This window comes from Siminovitchia fortis (assembly GCF_003605365.2).
In the GTDB taxonomy this organism is placed as follows: Bacteria; Bacillota; Bacilli; order Bacillales; family Bacillaceae_C; genus Siminovitchia; species Siminovitchia fortis.
Genome location: NZ_QYTU02000004.1, coordinates 50,687 through 68,981 on the forward strand (window position 1 = coordinate 50,687; position 18,295 = coordinate 68,981).

The window sequence follows — 18,295 nt, forward strand, 5'->3', positions numbered from 1 at the left end:
TTATATATTAATAAAAGCAGGTGGAGTCAAATTTATTCCACCTGCTTCGTTTAATATTTAGGCTACTTGGAGTCTGGAAATAATATGCATGGATATCTAAATTGGTAAAATTACCTTTCTCGGCAAATCCGGCTTCCAAGCTTATTCATTCTTCTTTTCGTCCATTTCTTCTATTTTCTTCAATCCTTCTTCTTCAAACTTTTTATACTGTTCAACGCCGCTGTCTGTGCTTTCTCTGAAGGCCTTGCTTCCTTCTTCCGATGCATATGTGTATTTGGCGCTTCCATATTCCGAAATAAGGGAATAGACTTCTGAAATGGGATGGCTGACTTCATCGAACCTCTGCTTTAAATAGAGCTGTGCCTTCTCCATTCTTTGTTTTTCCCGGATCACCTTGTCTACGATGCTATTTTTTGTATCAATGGCGAGCTGTTCCTTTTCCTGTCGCGTTTGGATCGACTGCTGTTTTCCTTCTTCTCTCCATTTAATCCATTCCTTCTTAATCTCTTCGTATTGGGTTCTCATATATTCTTTCAGGTCACGCTCGGAGTGAACATACGTAAACTCCCCATTGCCTGCACTGGCCACTTCTTTCAGCAGCTTTTGGCCTTCATTGTCCACATCAAAGCCAATAATATTCACAACGGTTTCGATTTCATCGGACACCAAATCTTTGGCGGCTTTGACAGGGTCTCCGCCGCATGTTTCGATGCCGTCGCTCACGACGTAAACGACCACATCATCGGCATCTTCGGGGATGTCTCCCTTTACTTTTTCAAGGGCAAGCCCAATCGGCGTCCAGCCGGCAGGCTTCACCTGCTCAAGAGCTGAGCGGAATTTCCCGCCGTCAAAAGTATCGTTATAAAAAGTTTCCGAACTGCTGCATGACAACTTCTTGTCCGCATCGCTTCCTGAACCTTTATGGCCATACACCCGCATGGATATGGTTGCTTCTTCCGGAACCTGTTCCGCGAACTCAAGCACAGCCTCTTTGGCGGCTTCCATACGTGTTTTATTTCCCGCTGTTGCCTTCATGCTTCCGCTGGCATCAATCAAAATGGCAAAATGTGCCTTCCTTAATGCAGGGGCGTCCACAGATTCATCAGGCCGGTCAATACTCACTTCAACATTGGGATCAAAGTGAAGGAGGGTTTCCAGCTCTTTGTGATAGTCTTCTGTAAAAAGATATTTAAGTTCGTCTGCATATTGTTCCGGCGTCAAATTGTCCGGCAACTGGTCAAGAGTTTCTTTTACTTTGTCTTCATCGTATTTGTCGCCGCTGTAAATACCCGGGTAGCGAAGCAGCTCTTTTTCCAGGTCAGTCAGTTCCCGGCCTGGATCTTTAATATCATAATACTTCACTTCTTTTGGCTGATATTCTTCCTCAGGCTGGGCGGATGTTTCTGCTTTTTCTGCCTGTTTTTCAGGCGCTGCCGATTGTTTTTCCTCTTTTTCAGCCGAACTGCATCCTCCGAGCAGAAAAGCTAAAACGAACAATGCAAACCAATATCTCTTCATCAAATTCAACTCTCTTTTTTAGTATCTCATCAAATGATATATGAAGACTTTGCCGAACATCAATAAAACACGGGCAGAATAGTGCTTTTTTCACAGATATCTGGGAGGGTACAGGGAGAATATTAATTCATTGCCGAAAAAAATGTATAATTGTATAACGAAAAATGGTTCCAACCATCAAAATTCCGATGATTGGAACCATTTTTTATCGTTTTCTGCCAGAAGACTCCCTCTTCAGTCGTGTGATTGGCGTAGTCTACGATAAGAGGGGCTTACTTTTCCTCATCCCCGCCGCCTTTATCACCTTTTTTTTCGGAGGCGGCTTTTTTGGCTATTTCTTCCAGCCTGGCTTTGTAAAGCGGGCTTTCAAGTGTATCCGTTACCACTTCGCGTATTTGCTCCCTGAACTCCTTGCTTTTGAGGGCTTGCGACAAATCTTTTTGAAAGACGGGGTCTTTCAAAATATCCATGACCATTCCTTGGTATTCGGGGTCTTTCATTAATGATTTCAATAGTTCTTCATTTTCCTTTTTCATGCTTTTGGCCATAGTTTCGGCAAACTTCGGGTCTTCAAGAGATCTCTTCCAGAAATCTTGCCCTTTTTCCGATATAAGTGTTTTTTCGACTGTATCTTTGACAACGGCTTGATCCATAACGAGCTGTTGTTTGATTTCTTCATCTGCCATAATGTCTTTGACAGCTTTTTTTCCTTCATCTGATTTTAAAATATCCACCATCATTTTTTTCGTCTGGTCATAGTCGGGCTGTCCGGCATCAATATCTTTTCCGCCGCATGCGGCAATCAGCAATGAGCAGACGAGGAGCAGCAGGAGGATTCCCTTCTTCATAAAAAACGCTCCTTTCCTAATGTTTCACCTAATTTTAATATGGGACTTTGTGAAGAATTTATGCACATTTACACGGGCAATGGCTTTTTTGAAGAAAGGTTGATAAAATCGGGTAGACAAGAATAATAATTGGAGGATTAGGTCAGTGACAATCCGGAATTGGCTGCGTTTTTTCTTTTCGACACTTTTTCTGGGCGGAATCATTACCGGTATTTTTGGGTTTTTGATCCGGTGGAGTGAATTCCAGCCATATTTTACAGAAATGAATATAGGAGCCATTATTTCAACATTTATTTGGCTTGCAGGTGTAGGGTTTACATTCAGCGTTGTAAGCCAGGTCGGCTTTTTCGCCTATTTATTTATCCATCAGTTTGGTCTTGGGGTTTTCCGTTCCCTTTCTTTATGGAATGCCGTTCAGATCTTTATTACAATCGTTGTTCTTTTTGATTTGGTTTACCTTCGCTTTCAAAACTTTGCAGGTGAAGGGGAGAGCATTCTTCCTTATATCGGGCTTGCCATTTTCATTTTGATTGCAGGCTTGATCACCGCCTTTTTCAAAGCAAAGACGACATCGAGAACAACCTTTGTTTCTGCCTTGTTTTTCATGGTAGTCATGACGATTTTGGAATGGCTGCCGGTTTTGGCAACAAACGAGGAGAGCTGGCTTTTCTTGGTGATTTTCCCTCTGATTGCCTGCAATGCATACCAGATATTGGTGCTTCCGAAATATAACCGTTTATCGGAGGAAGACAGGGCCCGCAGGCTTGAGGCCCAAAAGAATAGGCCGAAAAAAACCGGAAAAACAAAGGCGAACCGCACGTAGGGTTCGCTTTTTCTATGGTATTAAAGTTGTTTTTACCTTTCCGTTTGAGATCATATAAGAAACGGTTACCATCTCGTCTTTGTTTTTGATAATGGCCAATACCTCAGGCAAAGCCTTGGCTGTCTGGGTGGCGGCATCTGACGCATGCATTAAAATAATATCCCCTTTCTTCACCTTGCTGACATTTTTGACGATCGCTTTGACACCGGGGTTTTTCCAGTCCTGCGAATTCAAACTCCAATGGATGACGGTCAAGCCCATGTCATCGGCTATTTTGAGCGTGCGTTTGTCAAAATGGCCTGTCGGGGAGCGAAGCAGCTCCACTTCCTGGATATCCAGCTTTTTAAAAACTTCAAGGGACCGGTCTATGTCCCGCCTTACTTGCTCATCTTCAAGTTCGGTATAATCTTCGTAAGCATAACCGAGACTTCCGATTTCAAATCCCATCTCTTTTATTTTTTCAACAACTTCAGGATGTCTTTCCGCCCAGGCGCCGGATAAGAAGAACGTTGCCGACCGGATTTTCTTTTCTTCCAGAATTTTTAAAATAGGCTCCGCCTGAACATCTCCCCATCCAATATTAAACGTAAGAGCGACTCCTTTTTCCCCTTTATAAATCGCTTTCGGCTCGTCTTTCGCAGATAAGACAGGAAACTGCACAATGGATTGGGAAAAATAAAAGAGCGCGGTAAAAAACGAAATAATTACAATAAGGATTCCTTGTTTAATCCTTCTGCCGCTTACTGTAACAAAAAAATTCATCTTATCACCTTCATTCTTCCATCCTTGTACAATCTATGCGCAAACCTGGCTCGTATGCCTAAAAGGCCCAAACGAAATGACGTATGAACCCATTCAATTTGGGGATAGCTATGAATACTAAAATCTTCAACGAGGTGTAGTCATGTACGGGATGCTGATTACAGAGCAGGAGAAAGAGGAGATCGTTTACCTGCTGAAACGTGAAATGGACGAAATTTTATTCGATTTAAAAAACGAGCATATTGAGCACATTGTAAAACATGCGATGGAAGAAAGGTACAAAATACTTTTTTCTCTGTTTAAGCGCGTTGCGGACCATAGGGACTGTATGAAATATATACTCCCAGCCGGGGGAGTGGGAAGAAAATCATAAAAATATATTGACATGCACTGAGCGGGATTGTTATATTTACCTCATCCATTTTTTTATAAAGAACTCTTGAATATTTTTATAAAATGATTATAATAAGAGTTGGCTTATCCATTACAAATATTCCGCAGTAGCTCAGTGGTAGAGCTATCGGCTGTTAACCGATCGGTCGTAGGTTCGAATCCTACCTGCGGAGCCATGCTTCCATAGCTCAGTTGGTAGAGTGCATCCATGGTAAGGATGAGGTCGCCGGTTCAAGCCCGGCTGGAAGCTTAGTTATATTGGCGCTTTTGCCTGTTGTTTCTGTTTAACGAACCTTTAAAAGAAGTCCTCCACTTCAAGCGGCGATAGCCGGTAAGTGGGGGGCTTCTTTTAGTTTGAGGGAACCCAAAAGGGATTTGCTATAGGAACACTCGTTTCCTAGTGAGATAAAAGATATAATAGAAATAATCCTTGAAAAATGAAAGCGTTTGTATTAATATAAGTTATACCTTCGATCTAGTGACGGACGTTTGCATGTCACCCATGTGAATGCCCCGCACTTTATCCGAACGGCAGGAGGATCATAAGTGTTTCCTAAAGAAGCGATTTATGTGGTTGGTGACAGTAAGACAGCATCCAACAACCCTATTATGCAGCAATATAATGCATATTTCATTGGTTTGGTTGTCGACACCAGGAATCATGAAATATTAGAAGTGGAATGTTCTTCTACTATTCCACTTACTTCCAAGTTTGTTAAATCATTATTTACCGGCAGGTTTATGCATGAGCAGGAGGAAATTATTTCAGAAATCGAAAGCCGGTACTTTGGTTCCTCGCAAAAAGCGCTGATTGTCGCTTTCAAAAATGCTCTTATTAAATATAATCAGCTTATTTCAGGTTAGCTGCTTCATTTGTTATTCGCAAGTGAAATCCAGCTGTTAGAGAATTTTCTGTCTCTAATGGCTGGATTTTTTTATTTATTAACAAACAGAAATCTCGGAAATAAATTAAATCATTTATGTCAAACGCAATAGCGATATTGAAAACTGTCTGTTCCATCAGCTGCAAACCTTCTGCTACCTGGATCACCGTTTTGTGGACGGCCTGCATGCCATCACCGCCTGCATTTACCTGCAGATGGTCGCCTTTAACTTGTGGCAGCTGTATCTATTCAGATATTTACGGAAATATGATCAGATGAAGGACCCGCAAGTGGCCGTGGCTGAAAGAATGAGGATAGAATGTGAATTTGATCCGTGGATAATTTTTCTTATTTTGGGAGTATATTGAATAATTTGTTTATTTATTTTATAATAAAATAATATTTTAAAAGGAGAGAGACTATGAACCTTTATATCTCTGTCGACATGGAGGGCATCACAGGCCTCGTCGACCACACCCACGTGGATTCGGACAAGCACAATTATGAACGAAGCCGGATCATGATGACGGATGAAGCCAACCATGTGATTGCGACCGCGTTTGACCAAGGGGCGAAGGAAGTCGTCGTCAATGATAGTCATTCAAAGATGAATAATCTTTTAATCGAAAGGCTTCACCCGGAAACTCAATTAATTACCGGTGATGTGAAACCGTTTTCAATGGTTCAAGGACTTGATGAGACGTTTGCCGGTGCCATTTTTACCGGCTACCATGCCCGTGCAGCCCAGCCCGGAGTGATGACCCACTCGATGATTTTTGGTGTTCGCAACATGTTTATTAATGATGTGGCCGTTGGCGAGTTGGGGTTCAATGCCTATGTCGCTGGTTATTACGGTGTTCCTGTGATTATGGTTTCCGGAGATGATCAGGCAGCACTTGAAGCAGAACAGTTAATCCCAAATGTGACGACCGCAGTGGTCAAGGAAGCCATTTCCCGTTCTGCAGCCAAATCATTAACACCGGCTAAAGCAGAGGAGCTGCTAAAAGAAAAAACGGCACAAGCGATTAAGAACCGCCATCACGTTAAACCGCTGACCCCGCCTGATAAACCGTTGTTAAGCATCGAATTTACCAATTATGGTGAAGCGGAGTGGGCGAATTTAATGCCGGGGACGGAGATGGTGCCAGGAACAGCGATTGTCCGTTTTCAAGCCAAAGATATTCTTGAAGCCTACCAAGCGATGCTTGTCATGACGGAACTTGCGATGCGAACAACATTCTGTTAGGGAAGTGGTCATCATGAATACATATTTTATAAAACGTTTTGTGGCCATGATTATTACGTTATGGCTGATTATTACCGGAACATTTTTCTTAATGCATTCTGTTCCGGGATCGCCTTTTAACGAAGAGAGAACAACGAATGAAGCCATACAAAAAAACCTTGAATCTTACTATCAATTGGATAAGCCGCTCATTGTGCAGTACGGCAATTATTTAGTATCACTTGTTCAGGGTGACCTTGGACCATCTATCAAAAAACCCGGCCAAACAGTAAATGGTCTGCTTGGCAGAGGGTTTCCCGTATCATTTGAATTGGGGATGTATACGCTGATTGTGGCGATTATTTCCGGGATTGTCTTAGGGGTAGTGGCCGCCCTAAGGCATAACGGCTGGATTGACTACCTGGCAATGAGCATGGCCGTATTGGGAATCTCCATTCCGAACTTTGTCATGGCGACGGTGCTCATTCAACAATTGGCTGTCAATATCCCAATATTTCCGGTGGCGACATGGTCTAGTCCAAAACATATGGTGTTGCCAATTTTGGCCCTGGCAACCGGCCCTATGGCCATTATTGCACGGTTAACTAGGACAAGCATGCTGGAAGTGTTAACCCAGGATTATATAAAAACGGCAAAAGCAAAGGGATTGTCGCCAGCGAAAATCGTCATTAAACATGCTTTGCGAAATGCCCTCTTGCCGGTCGTGACAGTTCTTGGTTCTTTAGCGGCAAGCATTTTAACCGGAACATTTGTCATTGAAAAAATATTTGCGATTCCCGGCATGGGAAAGTATTTTGTCGACAGCATCAATAACCGGGATTACCCGGTCATTATGGGTACCACTGTTTTTTATAGTGCTTTATTAATTTTCATGTTGTTCTTAGTAGATTTAGCCTATGGATTCCTGGATCCCCGAATAAAGCTCCATAAAAAGGAGGCGAAATGATGGAACTGCGCAAACAGGAAGAGCGGGATATTTCGCCTGAAATACCTGATGAATGGTTTGTGCCGAAAGTCCATGACGAAAAGCAAGCAGAAGCAGTCGTAAGACCGAGCTTATCCTATTGGAAGGACTCATGGCATCGCCTGGTGAAAAACAAATTAGCCATGGCCGGTTTGATTTTCCTCCTATTTCTAGCTTTGCTGGCTATTTTCGGCCCGATGTTTTCACCCTATTCTGTTGAAACGCAAAAATTAACGCAGCAAAATCTCCCTCCATCGAGCAAGTATTGGTTTGGAACAGATGACCTGGGCAGAGATGTGTTTACCAGAACATGCTATGGGGCAAGAATTTCCTTATTTGTCGGGTTTATGGCGGCTATAATTGACTTTCTGATCGGGGTCACATATGGCGGGATTGCCGGTTATAAAGGCGGACGGGTTGATAATTGGATGATGCGGTTTGTTGAAATCTTGTATGGCCTGCCTTATTTACTAGTTGTCATTCTTGTCATGGTCGTGATTGGCCCTGGTTTAACCACTATTATTCTCGCACTATCGATTACCGGCTGGGTCGGAATGGCGCGAATTGTCAGAGGGCAGGTTCTGCAAATTAAAAACTATGAATTTGTGCTGGCTTCGCAAACGTTTGGCACGAAAACATCGCGGATTATCCGCAAAAATCTTTTGCCAAACACGATGGGGCCGATTATCGTGCAAATGACACTGACGATTCCATCGGCGATTTTTGCGGAAGCTTTCTTAAGCTTTATCGGTCTTGGCATCCAAGCGCCGCATGCCAGCTGGGGAGTAATGGCGAATGACGGTTTATCGACGATTCTGTCAGGTTACTGGTGGCGCTTGTTCTTCCCAACTTTGTTTATTTCATTAACAATGTTTGCATTTAATGTTTTAGGCGACGGGCTACAGGATGCCCTTGATCCGAAACTAAGGAGGTAGCTTCATGGAAAAAATCCTGCAGGTGAAGGATCTGCATGTATCATTTAAAACCTATGGCGGGGAAGTCAAAGCCGTACGCGGTGTCAGCTTTGATTTGCATAAAGGTGAAACATTGGCGATTGTCGGTGAATCCGGCTGTGGGAAAAGCGTAACCTCGCAAAGTATTATGAGACTGATCCCAGAACCGCCCGGCAGGATTGCAGGCGGGGAAATTATATATAAAGATAAAGATTTAATCAAGTTAAAGGAGCCTGAACTGAGAAAAATCCGCGGTGCTTATATTTCAATGATATTTCAAGATCCGATGACGGCGTTAAATCCGACACTTACAATCGGTGACCAAATTACAGAAGGAATTCGCCAGCATGAGGACATTTCCCGGGATGAAGCCAAGCAGAAGGCGATTGAGATGCTGGCGCTCGTCGGCATTCCTAACCCGGAAATCCGCTTGAAACAATATCCGCATCAGTTCAGCGGCGGGATGCGCCAGAGGATTGTGATTGCGATGGCACTCGTTTGTGAACCTGATGTACTGATAGCGGATGAACCGACAACGGCACTTGATGTCACCATTCAAGCACAAATTCTCGAACTATTCCGGGATATTCAAAAGAAAATCGGTGTTTCGATTATTTTAATCACGCATGATTTGGGGGTTGTTGCACAGGTTGCCGATAGAATTGCTGTCATGTACGCTGGCAAGATTGTCGAACTCGGGTCAAGGCGGGAGATATTTTATCAGCCGCAGCACCCCTATACAAAGGGATTGCTTCAATCCGTACCGCGCTTGGATATGGTCAAGGGTGACTTGATTCCGATTCCGGGAACACCACCGGATTTATTTGCACCGCCGGTTGGCTGTGCCTTTAGTGCCCGCTGTCCGTTTGCGATGGAAGTGTGCAGCCGCGTCTATCCGTTTCAATACCATGTAAGCGACCAGCATCAAGTCGATTGTTGGCTGCAGGATGAACGGGCGAGAAAATTGGTTTCAACATTTTAACATAATACTAATTTATAAGGGGGAGGAACATGAAAAAGTTGATGATAATGTTGGCTGCCATCATGCTTCTAATTTCTTTGTCGGCATGTACAGCCAACAAGGATGCCGGCAGTGAACCAAAAGACAATGGGAAAGAAAAGACCGCGGATAAGGGAGAAAAGGTTCTTTATTTAAATAATGGACAAGAGCCCACATCATTTGACCCGCCGATTGGCTTTGATGCTGTGTCTTACAATGCTTTAAACAATATTATGGAAGGGCTTACGCGGTTGGATGAAAGCCATGAGCCGCAGCCTGCAACGGCAGAAAAATGGGACATTTCCCAAGACGGTAAAACCTACACATTCCATATTCGTGAAAATGCCAAATGGTCAAACGGTGATGATGTAACGGCCGATGATTTCGTTTATGCCTGGAAACGCCTGTTGGATCCGAATACCGGTTCTGCTGCTGCTTTTTTAGGCTACTTTATTGAAGGCGGCGAAGAGTATAACGATGGAAAAGGCTCTGCTGACGATGTCAAGGTGAAAGCGATTGACAAAAAAACGTTGGAAGTAACACTGATGAGCCCGCAGGCTTATTTCCTAAGTGTCATTGCCAACCCTTGTTTTTTCCCAATCAATGAAAAAGTCGCAAAAGACAATCCAAACTGGTTTAACGAGGCCGGCACATTTGTCAGCAATGGACCGTTCAAGTTGGCTGAATGGAATCATGACAGTGATTTTACAATGGTAAAGAATGACCAATACTGGGATGTCAACAATGTGAAACTGGATAAAGTTCATTGGGCAATGGTCGATGATCCAAATACGGAATATCAAATGTTTACGACAGGTGAACTCGATACAACCGATATTCCGGCGGAACTGGCCGACAAGCTGTTTAAAGAGGAGAATGTCGAGATAGAGGATCAGGCAGGACTCTATTTCTACCGCTTTAATGTAACAAAAGAACCATTCCAAAATAAAAATATCCGTAAGGCCTTCGCGTTAGCAGTTGACCAAAAGCAAATGGTTGAACTTGTAACGAAGAACCAGGAGAAACCTGCTTATGGCTTTGTTTCCTATGGATTTAAAGATTCACAAGGCAATGATTTCCGTGAAAAGAATGGCGATCTGATTAAAACCGATCCAGCAAAAGCAAAAGAATTATTGAAAAAAGGAATGGAAGAAGAAGGATATTCGAAGCTGCCGGAAGTCACTTTAACTTATAACACACTCGACGAGCATAAGAAAATTGCCGAGGCTCTGCAGCAAATGTTTAAAGAGAACCTGGACGTTGATGTAAAGCTGGCCAACTTGGAAAGCAGCGTATTTGTAGAAGATCAAAAAGCACTGAAATTCCAATTTTCACGCAGTTCATTCCTTGCTGACTATGCCGATCCAATCAACTTCCTGGAGAACTTTATCACCGGTTCCCCAATGAACCGTACAGGCTGGAGCAATAAGGAGTTTGATCAAGTTATTAAAGCAGCAAAACATGAAAAAGATGAAGCAAAACGTTATGAAATGATGTATAAAGCGGAAAAAATCTTGTTGGATGAAGCACCAATTGTTCCAATTCATTTTTACAACCAACCATATTTACAAAATAAAGATGTCACCGGCATCGTCCGCCACCCTGTAGGCTATTTAGAACTAAAATGGGCTGAAAAGAAATAATCTGCTAAAAGGGGGTGTTCGATTGGAACATCCCTTTTACCCATCTATCATAGACTAGAAGAAAGGGGGGCATGATCTTGCCGTTTATCAAACCATTTCGTTTGCAAGAAAGGGATACCGTTGCGGTGATTGCACCGGCAAGTCCGCCGAACCTTGACAATCTTGAGCGGGGAATTGAGTTTTTACAAGGACTTGGATTAAACGTGATAAGAGGAAAAAGCCTCACTAACATAAACGGTTATTTGGCAGGGACAGATGAGGAGCGGCTGCAAGATTTACATGAAGCGTTTCTGGATCCTGAGGTTAAGGCAATTATATGTGCCTGCGGCGGATATGGTACTGGCAGGATTGCCGCCACGATTGATTACGAAATGATTCGTCATCACCCAAAAATTTTCTGGGGCTATAGTGATATTACTTTTTTACATACAGCCATCAGGCAGGAGGCCGGTCTCGTGACCTTCCATGGTCCAATGCTTGGGTCGGATATAGGCAAGGAAGATACCCATCCATTATCGAAAAAATGCTTTCAGCAAATATTTCAGCCGACAGAATGGTCCTATACGGAAGACATTTCACCGCTTGAAGTGTTAGTGGAAGGTAAAGCGGACGGGCCGTTAGTCGGCGGAAACCTATCATTGCTAGTAAGTACACTTGGAACAAAGTTTGAAATCGACACGAAGGATAAACTTTTATTGATTGAAGATGTCAATGAGGAACCGCGCGCTGTTGACCGAATGTTGAATCAGCTTTACATGGCCGGTAAACTGGATGACGCGAGCGGGATGGTAATTGGCGATTTTGCCGACTGTATCCCGAAACGTGACTTATCGCTTGCGCTTCATGAAGTGATTGACCATTACGTAAAGCTTGCCAATAAACCAGCCATGAAGGATTTCCAAATGGGGCACTGTAATCCGCAAATTGCGGTACCGTTGGGCGTTCAGGCGACGCTTGACACAACAGAGAAAAAGCTATCGGTAGATTCCGGCCTCATGTAAAGGATGATAAAGATGAAGATTGAGCAAATAGAAACGTATAGAGTGGCGGTTCCGCTTCTTAATCCTTTTAAAACAGCCTTAAGAACCGTGACTGTGGCCGAATCTGTTTTGGTGAAAATAATCTGCGATAACGGGATTACCGGCTGGGGGGAAGCACCGCCGACTGTTGTCATAACAGGCGACAGCTTGCAGAGCATCGAGTCCGCCGTTCATCTGGTGATTGCACCATTTTTGAAAAATAAAAGTCTGTTAAACTATGAACTTATTTTTCAAGGACTGAAAACAGGCATGGTTGGCAATTCCAGCGCCAAAGCTGCAGTTGATATGGCACTGTATGATTGTTTGGCGCAATATTGCAAGCTGCCGCTATACCAATTTCTCGGCGGCTATAAACAGGAACTGGAAACTGATTTTACCGTGAGTGTCAACGGACCGGAGGAGATGGCCGATGACGCGGTTTCTTATATCAATCAGGGGTTCAATGTCCTAAAGGTCAAGGTTGGAAAGGATGATATCGAAACTGACCTTGAACGAATTCGGGAAATTCGAAATCGTGTCGGGAATAAGATTAAAATCCGGCTTGATGCCAACCAAGGATGGACGGCAAAAAATGCCATCAGAGCAATCCGCAAAATGGAAGACAGCGGTTTAAATATTGAGCTGGTGGAGCAGCCGGTGAAGGCGGATGATATAGAAGGCCTTAAACAAGTGACCGATCACGTTGACACGCTGATTATGGCAGACGAATCTGTGTTCACAACGAAGCAGGCATTTCAAGTCTTGAAAACAAGAAGTGCCGATTTAATTAATATTAAGATAATGAAAGCCGGTGGGATTTATCAGGCGCAAATCATCAATCAACTGGCGGAAACCTGCGGCGTTGAGTGCATGGTTGGCAGCATGATTGAAACCCATCTGGGCATTACTGCTGCGGCCCATTTTGCCGCCAGTAAGAAAAATATCACCCGTTTTGACTTTGATGCCCCGCTCATGCTCAAGAAGAACATTATCGATGGGGGAATTCAATATCAGCAGCGGTTTATTACACTCCCGGATGAACCGGGGCTTGGAATAAAACAGGTACATGTTGAAGGGGGAATTTTACATGGATAGAAGGCTTGTCAATGTTGCCGTTGCAACTGTCTGGACATCTTATGATTCACCGCGGGAAATAGATTGGGATGCGGTAACAAATCCTGTGGACATTCCTGCATGGCTTCATCGCTTAACATATGAAACAAGGTTGGGGCTCTGTAATGATAATTTGGTACAAAGTCAAGTATTGTATGGCCAGGAGGTCATTGTGACCGAAGAGGCAAAGGGATGGGCCCATGTGATTGTCCCAGAACAGCCTTCTTCCAAAAATCCTTCCGGCTATCCCGGCTGGATTCCGATGGTCCAATTAACCCAATGCCCTGACGAATGGAATATCCACGATGGTCCGGTGGTTGTCGTTGCGAAACCGAAAGCTACACTGCATACGAATGTGGATATGGAGCTATCTTATCAAACCATCCTGCCGCTTGTGTGGGAAGACGATCAGAAAGTAGTGGTAAAAACACCTGACGGCAGCCAAGGAAGATTTGACTGGAAAGATGTTATGATCAGTGAATCTTTGGACTCCCGCTATAAAGGTACAGGTCTGGACATCGTTTCCTGCGGTGAGCAATTTATTGGATTGCCCTATTTGTGGGGCGGAATGAGCAGTTATGGCTATGATTGCTCAGGTTTTAGCTATTCGATGTGCAAGGCCAATGGTTATATCATTCCCCGGGATGCCCATGACCAGGCGAAATCCGGAAAAGAGATTGATATTGCTTCCGATTTACAACCGGGAGATTTAGTGTTTTTTGCCCATGAAGAAGGGAAAGGGAAAATCCACCATGTTGGTATTTATTACGGCGATGGAAAATTGCTTCATTCGCCAAATACCGGAAAAACGATTGAAATCATTCCGTTAGTCGGGACAATCTATGAAAAAGAACTTTGTGCAGCGAGACGCTATTGGCTGGAGACGGAGGCTTAAGATGGGAAAGCAGGCATTACTGCAAGTAAACAATTTGAAAAAACATTTTTACCTCGGCAAGGGCGAAACTTTGCAGGCTGTTGATGGAATTACCTTTCACATCTATAAGGGGGAGACGTTCGGAATTGTCGGTGAATCAGGCTGCGGGAAATCGACCGCCGGCAGAACGATCATCGGTCTGTATGACCGAACGGAAGGCGAGGTCATTTTTAAAGGTAAAAATATCCACACCATGAATCAAAAAGAGCGATACGCTTTTCATCGGCAAATGCAAATGATTTTCCAAGATCCGTATGCATCGTTAAATCCAAGGTCGACTGTCAGCGAAATTATTTCGGAACCGATGGAAGTCCATGGAATGTTTGCGAATAAACAAGATCAATTAAAGCGTGTGTATCAATTATTGGAAGATGTCGGCCTGCACAAAGATCATGCCAATCGATATCCCCACGAATTCAGCGGCGGTCAGCGGCAAAGGATAGGCATCGCCAGAGCATTAGCCCTTGATCCGGAATTTATTATCGCGGATGAACCTATTTCGGCTTTGGATGTATCCGTTCAGGCACAGGTTGTCAATTTGTTGAAACGGCTGCAAAAGGAAAAAGGGTTAACCTATCTTTTTATCGCCCACGATCTTTCAATGGTGAAACAAATCAGCGATAGAATCGGCGTTATGTATTTAGGCCATATGGTCGAATTGACGGAGAGCGACAAATTATACAATAATCCACTGCACCCATATACCCGGGCCTTACTTTCGGCGATTCCGATTCCCGACCCGGATGTAGAAGACAAACGGGAACGGATTATTTTAGAGGGGGAGCTTCCTAGTCCGATCAATCCTCCGAGCGGCTGTGTCTTTAGAACCCGCTGCCCAATGGCAATGGATGTTTGTGCGCTGGAAAAACCGAAATGGAAGGAAGTCCATTATCATCATTATGTGGCCTGTCATTTATATGATGAACAAAAAACAAACGGTCAAGATTTCACCGAGACTGCCGTTTCGAGGTAGACATGTTACATTTTTCAGGAGAAATGAAACAGTTGTTGGGAGATTTAAAAGGGAAGGCTGGGGCCGCGATTGAAATAGACAACGATTGTTTTTATTTCAATCATGAGGAGGTATTCCCCTCAGCAAGTGTCATCAAGGTTCCGATTTTAATAGAAGCGCTAAGGCAGGCGGAGAGCGCCAACATAGATGTAAATGAAAGCATCCAAATCCGCCATCGTGTCGGAGGATCGGGGGTGCTGCAGGTCCTATCAGATCAGGTTATCGTGACGGTAAAAGATCTCATGACACTGATGATCACTGTGTCAGATAATACTGCGACGAACATGATGATTGATCTGTTGGGGATGGATGCAATCAATACAACGATTAAAAACATGGGAATGCAGAAGACGGTGCTTCAACGAAAAATGATGGACTTTTCGGCTATTGAGCGAGGCTTAAATAATCTGACAAGCCCCGCTGATATCGTCACTTGTTTAAAAGTTATAAATCAGGGGGATTTTTTGACGGAGAAAAGCCGCAAACTGGCATTGGAAATCATGCACGCTCAGCAGTTTCATGATAAGCTCTCGGCCATGATTGACCCGGAAGCAATCTTTGTCGCCGGCAAAACCGGCAGCCTGCCGCAGGTGGAGAATGATTGTGCGATTTTCAAATGGGGTAATAAAACGGCGTATGTGGCCGTTTTAATGGACCAGCTTGAGGATTCCTATTCGGGCAGACGGGTAATTAGCAAAATCGGTAAGTACCTTTATGATAGTTTAACGACCCCCTAAAAGAAGTCCCCCACTTCAAACGGCGATAGCCGGTAAGTGGGGGACTTCTTTTAGTTTGGGAGAAATCAAAAGGGTTTTGCTATAGGAACACCTGTTTCCAAGCAGCTAAAAGGTATAATATATTAAGTTGAATTAATTTTTCTTCATCAGCGTTGGAGAGGCCGTCTACTTTGGTTAACGCTTTTTCAAAAACATATAGATTCGTAACCTTCTTGGGGAGGGATCCATGGTTACCTGCCCGAGTTCTCGGGTTTACTGCTTCTTCGGGAAGGAATCACTCGCTTTCCTTCCCGAGTTCTCAAGTTTACTGCTTCTTCGGGAAGGAATCGCTCGCTTTCCTTCCCGAGTTCTCAGGTTTACTGCTTCTTCGGGAAGGAATCACCCGCTTTCCTTCCCGAGTTCTCAGGTTTACAGCTTCTTCGGGAAGGAATCACCCGCTTTCCTTCCCGAGTTCTCAGGTTTACAGCTTCTTCGGGAAGGAATCACCCGCTTTCCTTCCCGAGTTCTCAGGTTTACAGCTTCTTCGGGAAGGAATCACCCGCTTTCCTTCCCGAGTTCTCAGGTTTACAGCTTCTTCGGGAAGGAATCACCCGCTTTCCTTCCCGAGTTCTCAGGTTTACAGCTTCTTCGGGAAGGAATCACCCGCTTTCCTTCCCGAGTTCTCAGGTTTACAGCTTCTTCGGGAAGGAATCACCCGCTTTCCTTCCCGAGTTCTCAGGTTTACAGCTTCTTCGGGAAGGAATCACCCGCTTTCCTTCCCGAGTTCTCAGGTTTACAGCTTCTTCGGGAAGGAATCACCCGCTTTCCTTCCCGAGTTCTCAGGTTTACAGCTTCTTCGGGAAGGAATCACCCGCTTTCCTTCCCGAGTTCTCAGGTTTACAGCTTCTTCGGGAAGGAATCACCCGCTTTCCTTCCCGAGTTCTCAGGTTTACAGCTTCTTCGGGAAGGAATCACCCGCTTTCCTTCCCGAGTTCTCAGGTTTACAGCTTCTTCGGGAAGGAATCACCCGCTTTCCTTCCCGAGTTCTCAGGTTTACAGCTTCTTCGGGAAGGAATCACCCGCTTTCCTTCCCGAGTTCTCAGGTTTACAGCTTCTTCGGGAAGGAATCACCCGCTTTCCTGCCCGGGTTCTCAGGTTTACAGCTTCTTCGGGAAGGAATCGCTCGCTTTCCTTCCCGAGTTCTCAGGTTTACAGCTTCTTCGGGAAGGAATCACTCGCTTTCCTTCCCGAGTTCTCGGGTTTTCCCATTCTTCCGGAAGAAAACTACCGGATTCGAAAATAGATTTACTGATAGCTACTTATTCGAGAAACATTCTCCGTTCGCAATATAATTTATTTAGCTCAAATTATATAGAAATAGCCGAAAAAATCAGAAAGGAGGTTCACTGCATATAATTCTCAATTAAATAGTAAGTCCTATCTTTCGTTTCAAATGCTAGATAGTCCATTCCTCTAGCTCTTTCCCAAGCTGATTCATCTGGTATTTCATCAAAATTTTGCTCTTTCATTGCAATCCATTCAATTTGCCCTGATTTTAATTTTTCAAATTCATTTTTCGGCATCGTATCTTTTAATACGTCCCAAACTTCATTTAATAAATCATCCCATTCATTATAGTACTGACCATAAAAACCACCCGGCATATCATGTGCGGCCACTTTTTTGGCTTCTTCCATTATCTTGTTCTCAAGAGTATCCGACTTTTGCAAATACTCCTTTTTCAAACTATTTTCTTCGATAGTTCGCTGTTTTGTTTCCTCTTCTTCTTTTAGTTTTGCTAGTTCAATTTCCTTTTCTTCTTGCATCCTTTTCTCTACTTGTTTAGCCAGTTCCTTTTCTTCTTGTTGTCTTTCTTCTTGTTTAGCTAGTTTTTTTTCCTTTTCTGTTTTCTGTTTCTTTTCTTTCTGTTTAGCTAGTTTTTCTTCTTTTTTGGCCAGCTCTTTTTCCTCTTTCTCTTTTTCTTCTGCTATATTATCCACTCTAATTAATTCACTGTTTTCTACTGCCCCGCCTGGGGCATTTACAACTATTATTTTGTTTTTATTATCAAAATAACCTTCAAACATAAATTCATGAGACCCATTTTCCGGATTGATAAATTCAATCATGAAGTTGTCGTCCTGAGTTTCGGTTAATATGTATTCAGCGGATATTGGGCTATCATTTGATTCTGACCTGTTTATTATTCTTTCTTCACCTATTTCCAGGTATGATTCTACATTACCGTTTATAACTACTTTCCAGCTTCCGATTATCTTACTTTCAGTAGAACCGCCACAAGCTGTTAAGAGTAATGCAGCAGTTATTGTCGCCAACATGATCAAACATTTTTTCTTTAAAAACATTTCTTTGGTCCCCCCTGCTTATTATTTATGTATTTTTTATAGGAAAAATGTACCATAATAGTATAGTCGTTTTTACTATAGTTCTCAAACATTTTTTTCTT

19 protein-coding genes and 2 tRNA genes are annotated in these 18,295 nt (G+C 43.5%); 17 read left to right on the top strand and 4 right to left on the bottom strand.

The features are described 5' to 3' along the window. Positions 1-141 precede the first annotated feature (141 nt). Both D4N35_RS03430 and gerD read right to left on the bottom strand, forming a co-directional pair. Positions 142-1,518 carry a vWA domain-containing protein gene (locus tag D4N35_RS03430; RefSeq protein WP_120070022.1) on the bottom strand — a complete coding sequence of 459 codons (1,377 nt, stop codon included), beginning with the start codon at positions 1,516-1,518 and terminating at the stop codon, positions 142-144. Between the two features lie 272 nt (positions 1,519-1,790). Continuing rightward, entirely contained in the window at positions 1,791-2,366 is a 576-nt protein-coding gene (gerD, locus tag D4N35_RS03435) for a spore germination lipoprotein GerD (RefSeq protein WP_120070025.1), read from the bottom strand. A gap of 145 nt (positions 2,367-2,511) precedes the next feature. On the opposite strand from gerD, the gene D4N35_RS03440 reads away from it, so the two are divergent. Further along, positions 2,512-3,189 (top strand): KinB-signaling pathway activation protein, encoded by a 678-nt coding sequence (locus D4N35_RS03440; protein ID WP_120070029.1) that lies wholly within the window; start codon positions 2,512-2,514, stop codon positions 3,187-3,189. 12 nt (positions 3,190-3,201) lie between these two features. Here the strand turns inward: D4N35_RS03440 and D4N35_RS03445 are convergent, their stop codons facing one another. After that, on the bottom strand, positions 3,202-3,951 hold the full coding sequence (locus D4N35_RS03445; RefSeq protein ID WP_120070032.1) for a polysaccharide deacetylase family protein: 750 nt from the start codon (positions 3,949-3,951) through the stop codon (positions 3,202-3,204). Between the two features lie 142 nt (positions 3,952-4,093). Between D4N35_RS03445 and D4N35_RS03450 the strand changes: the two genes are divergently transcribed. The 16 genes from D4N35_RS03450 to D4N35_RS03525 all read left to right on the top strand — a co-directional run bounded on the left by D4N35_RS03450 (position 4,094) and on the right by D4N35_RS03525 (position 17,131). Next, positions 4,094-4,324, top strand: coding sequence for a hypothetical protein (locus D4N35_RS03450; protein ID WP_120070035.1), 231 nt, complete (start codon positions 4,094-4,096; stop codon positions 4,322-4,324). Between the two features lie 121 nt (positions 4,325-4,445). Continuing rightward, positions 4,446-4,520 (top strand) — tRNA-Asn (locus D4N35_RS03455). Position 4,521: 1 nt separating this feature from the next. Next, positions 4,522-4,594, top strand: a tRNA-Thr gene (locus D4N35_RS03460). Positions 4,595-4,890: 296 nt separating this feature from the next. After that, positions 4,891-5,208, top strand: a complete 318-nt coding sequence (locus tag D4N35_RS03465; protein ID WP_120070039.1) for a DUF3870 domain-containing protein — start codon at positions 4,891-4,893, stop codon at positions 5,206-5,208. 193 nt (positions 5,209-5,401) lie between these two features. Continuing rightward, on the top strand, positions 5,402-5,596 hold the full coding sequence (locus D4N35_RS03470) for a hypothetical protein (RefSeq protein WP_120070045.1): 195 nt from the start codon (positions 5,402-5,404) through the stop codon (positions 5,594-5,596). 53 nt (positions 5,597-5,649) lie between these two features. Beyond that, positions 5,650-6,474 carry a D-aminopeptidase DppA gene (gene dppA / locus D4N35_RS03475; RefSeq protein ID WP_120070049.1) on the top strand — a complete coding sequence of 275 codons (825 nt, stop codon included), beginning with the start codon at positions 5,650-5,652 and terminating at the stop codon, positions 6,472-6,474. Between the two features lie 13 nt (positions 6,475-6,487). Further along, positions 6,488-7,420 carry an ABC transporter permease gene (locus D4N35_RS03480; protein WP_120070052.1) on the top strand — a complete coding sequence of 311 codons (933 nt, stop codon included), beginning with the start codon at positions 6,488-6,490 and terminating at the stop codon, positions 7,418-7,420. Next, entirely contained in the window at positions 7,420-8,373 is a 954-nt protein-coding gene (locus D4N35_RS03485) for an ABC transporter permease (RefSeq protein ID WP_120070055.1), read from the top strand. The genes D4N35_RS03480 and D4N35_RS03485 overlap by 1 nt, the downstream gene beginning before the upstream one ends. A gap of 4 nt (positions 8,374-8,377) precedes the next feature. Further along, entirely contained in the window at positions 8,378-9,373 is a 996-nt protein-coding gene (locus D4N35_RS03490) for an ABC transporter ATP-binding protein (RefSeq protein ID WP_120070058.1), read from the top strand. 29 nt (positions 9,374-9,402) lie between these two features. Beyond that, the gene (locus tag D4N35_RS03495; RefSeq protein ID WP_120070061.1) at positions 9,403-11,034 is read left to right on the top strand and encodes a peptide ABC transporter substrate-binding protein; all 1,632 of its coding nucleotides are present in this window, start codon (positions 9,403-9,405) and stop codon (positions 11,032-11,034) included. A 71-nt stretch (positions 11,035-11,105) separates the two neighbouring features. Beyond that, positions 11,106-12,035 carry a S66 peptidase family protein gene (locus tag D4N35_RS03500; RefSeq protein WP_120070065.1) on the top strand — a complete coding sequence of 310 codons (930 nt, stop codon included), beginning with the start codon at positions 11,106-11,108 and terminating at the stop codon, positions 12,033-12,035. Between the two features lie 12 nt (positions 12,036-12,047). Next, entirely contained in the window at positions 12,048-13,148 is a 1,101-nt protein-coding gene (locus D4N35_RS03505) for a mandelate racemase/muconate lactonizing enzyme family protein (RefSeq protein WP_120070068.1), read from the top strand. Next, complete coding sequence (locus D4N35_RS03510) at positions 13,141-14,061, top strand: C40 family peptidase (RefSeq protein WP_120070071.1); 921 nt, start codon at positions 13,141-13,143, stop codon at positions 14,059-14,061. The genes D4N35_RS03505 and D4N35_RS03510 overlap by 8 nt, the downstream gene beginning before the upstream one ends. A gap of 1 nt (position 14,062) precedes the next feature. Next, positions 14,063-15,073 carry an ABC transporter ATP-binding protein gene (locus D4N35_RS03515; protein ID WP_120070074.1) on the top strand — a complete coding sequence of 337 codons (1,011 nt, stop codon included), beginning with the start codon at positions 14,063-14,065 and terminating at the stop codon, positions 15,071-15,073. Between the two features lie 23 nt (positions 15,074-15,096). Beyond that, the gene (locus tag D4N35_RS03520; protein ID WP_164876276.1) at positions 15,097-15,849 is read left to right on the top strand and encodes a serine hydrolase; all 753 of its coding nucleotides are present in this window, start codon (positions 15,097-15,099) and stop codon (positions 15,847-15,849) included. A gap of 226 nt (positions 15,850-16,075) precedes the next feature. Then, positions 16,076-17,131: a hypothetical protein gene (locus D4N35_RS03525; RefSeq protein ID WP_120070079.1), complete on the top strand. Its 1,056-nt coding sequence runs from the start codon at positions 16,076-16,078 to the stop codon at positions 17,129-17,131. A 100-nt stretch (positions 17,132-17,231) separates the two neighbouring features. Here the strand turns inward: D4N35_RS03525 and D4N35_RS03530 are convergent, their stop codons facing one another. After that, the gene (locus tag D4N35_RS03530; protein ID WP_120070082.1) at positions 17,232-18,194 is read right to left on the bottom strand and encodes a lysozyme inhibitor LprI family protein; all 963 of its coding nucleotides are present in this window, start codon (positions 18,192-18,194) and stop codon (positions 17,232-17,234) included. Positions 18,195-18,295 lie beyond the last annotated feature (101 nt).

Coding starts and splice junctions, on each gene's coding strand:
- D4N35_RS03495 (WP_120070061.1), top strand. CDS start 9,403: ATGAAAAAGTTGATGATAATGTTGGCTGCCATCATGCTTCTAATTTCT.
- D4N35_RS03510 (WP_120070071.1), top strand. CDS start 13,141: ATGGATAGAAGGCTTGTCAATGTTGCCGTTGCAACTGTCTGGACATCT.
- D4N35_RS03515 (WP_120070074.1), top strand. CDS start 14,063: ATGGGAAAGCAGGCATTACTGCAAGTAAACAATTTGAAAAAACATTTT.
- D4N35_RS03445 (WP_120070032.1), bottom strand. CDS start 3,951: ATGAATTTTTTTGTTACAGTAAGCGGCAGAAGGATTAAACAAGGAATC.
- D4N35_RS03525 (WP_120070079.1), top strand. CDS start 16,076: ATGGTTACCTGCCCGAGTTCTCGGGTTTACTGCTTCTTCGGGAAGGAA.
- D4N35_RS03505 (WP_120070068.1), top strand. CDS start 12,048: ATGAAGATTGAGCAAATAGAAACGTATAGAGTGGCGGTTCCGCTTCTT.
- D4N35_RS03480 (WP_120070052.1), top strand. CDS start 6,488: ATGAATACATATTTTATAAAACGTTTTGTGGCCATGATTATTACGTTA.
- D4N35_RS03530 (WP_120070082.1), bottom strand. CDS start 18,194: ATGTTTTTAAAGAAAAAATGTTTGATCATGTTGGCGACAATAACTGCT.
- D4N35_RS03500 (WP_120070065.1), top strand. CDS start 11,106: ATGATCTTGCCGTTTATCAAACCATTTCGTTTGCAAGAAAGGGATACC.
- dppA (WP_120070049.1), top strand. CDS start 5,650: ATGAACCTTTATATCTCTGTCGACATGGAGGGCATCACAGGCCTCGTC.
- D4N35_RS03485 (WP_120070055.1), top strand. CDS start 7,420: ATGGAACTGCGCAAACAGGAAGAGCGGGATATTTCGCCTGAAATACCT.
- D4N35_RS03450 (WP_120070035.1), top strand. CDS start 4,094: ATGTACGGGATGCTGATTACAGAGCAGGAGAAAGAGGAGATCGTTTAC.
- D4N35_RS03520 (WP_164876276.1), top strand. CDS start 15,097: ATGAAACAGTTGTTGGGAGATTTAAAAGGGAAGGCTGGGGCCGCGATT.
- D4N35_RS03490 (WP_120070058.1), top strand. CDS start 8,378: ATGGAAAAAATCCTGCAGGTGAAGGATCTGCATGTATCATTTAAAACC.
- gerD (WP_120070025.1), bottom strand. CDS start 2,366: ATGAAGAAGGGAATCCTCCTGCTGCTCCTCGTCTGCTCATTGCTGATT.
- D4N35_RS03430 (WP_120070022.1), bottom strand. CDS start 1,518: ATGAAGAGATATTGGTTTGCATTGTTCGTTTTAGCTTTTCTGCTCGGA.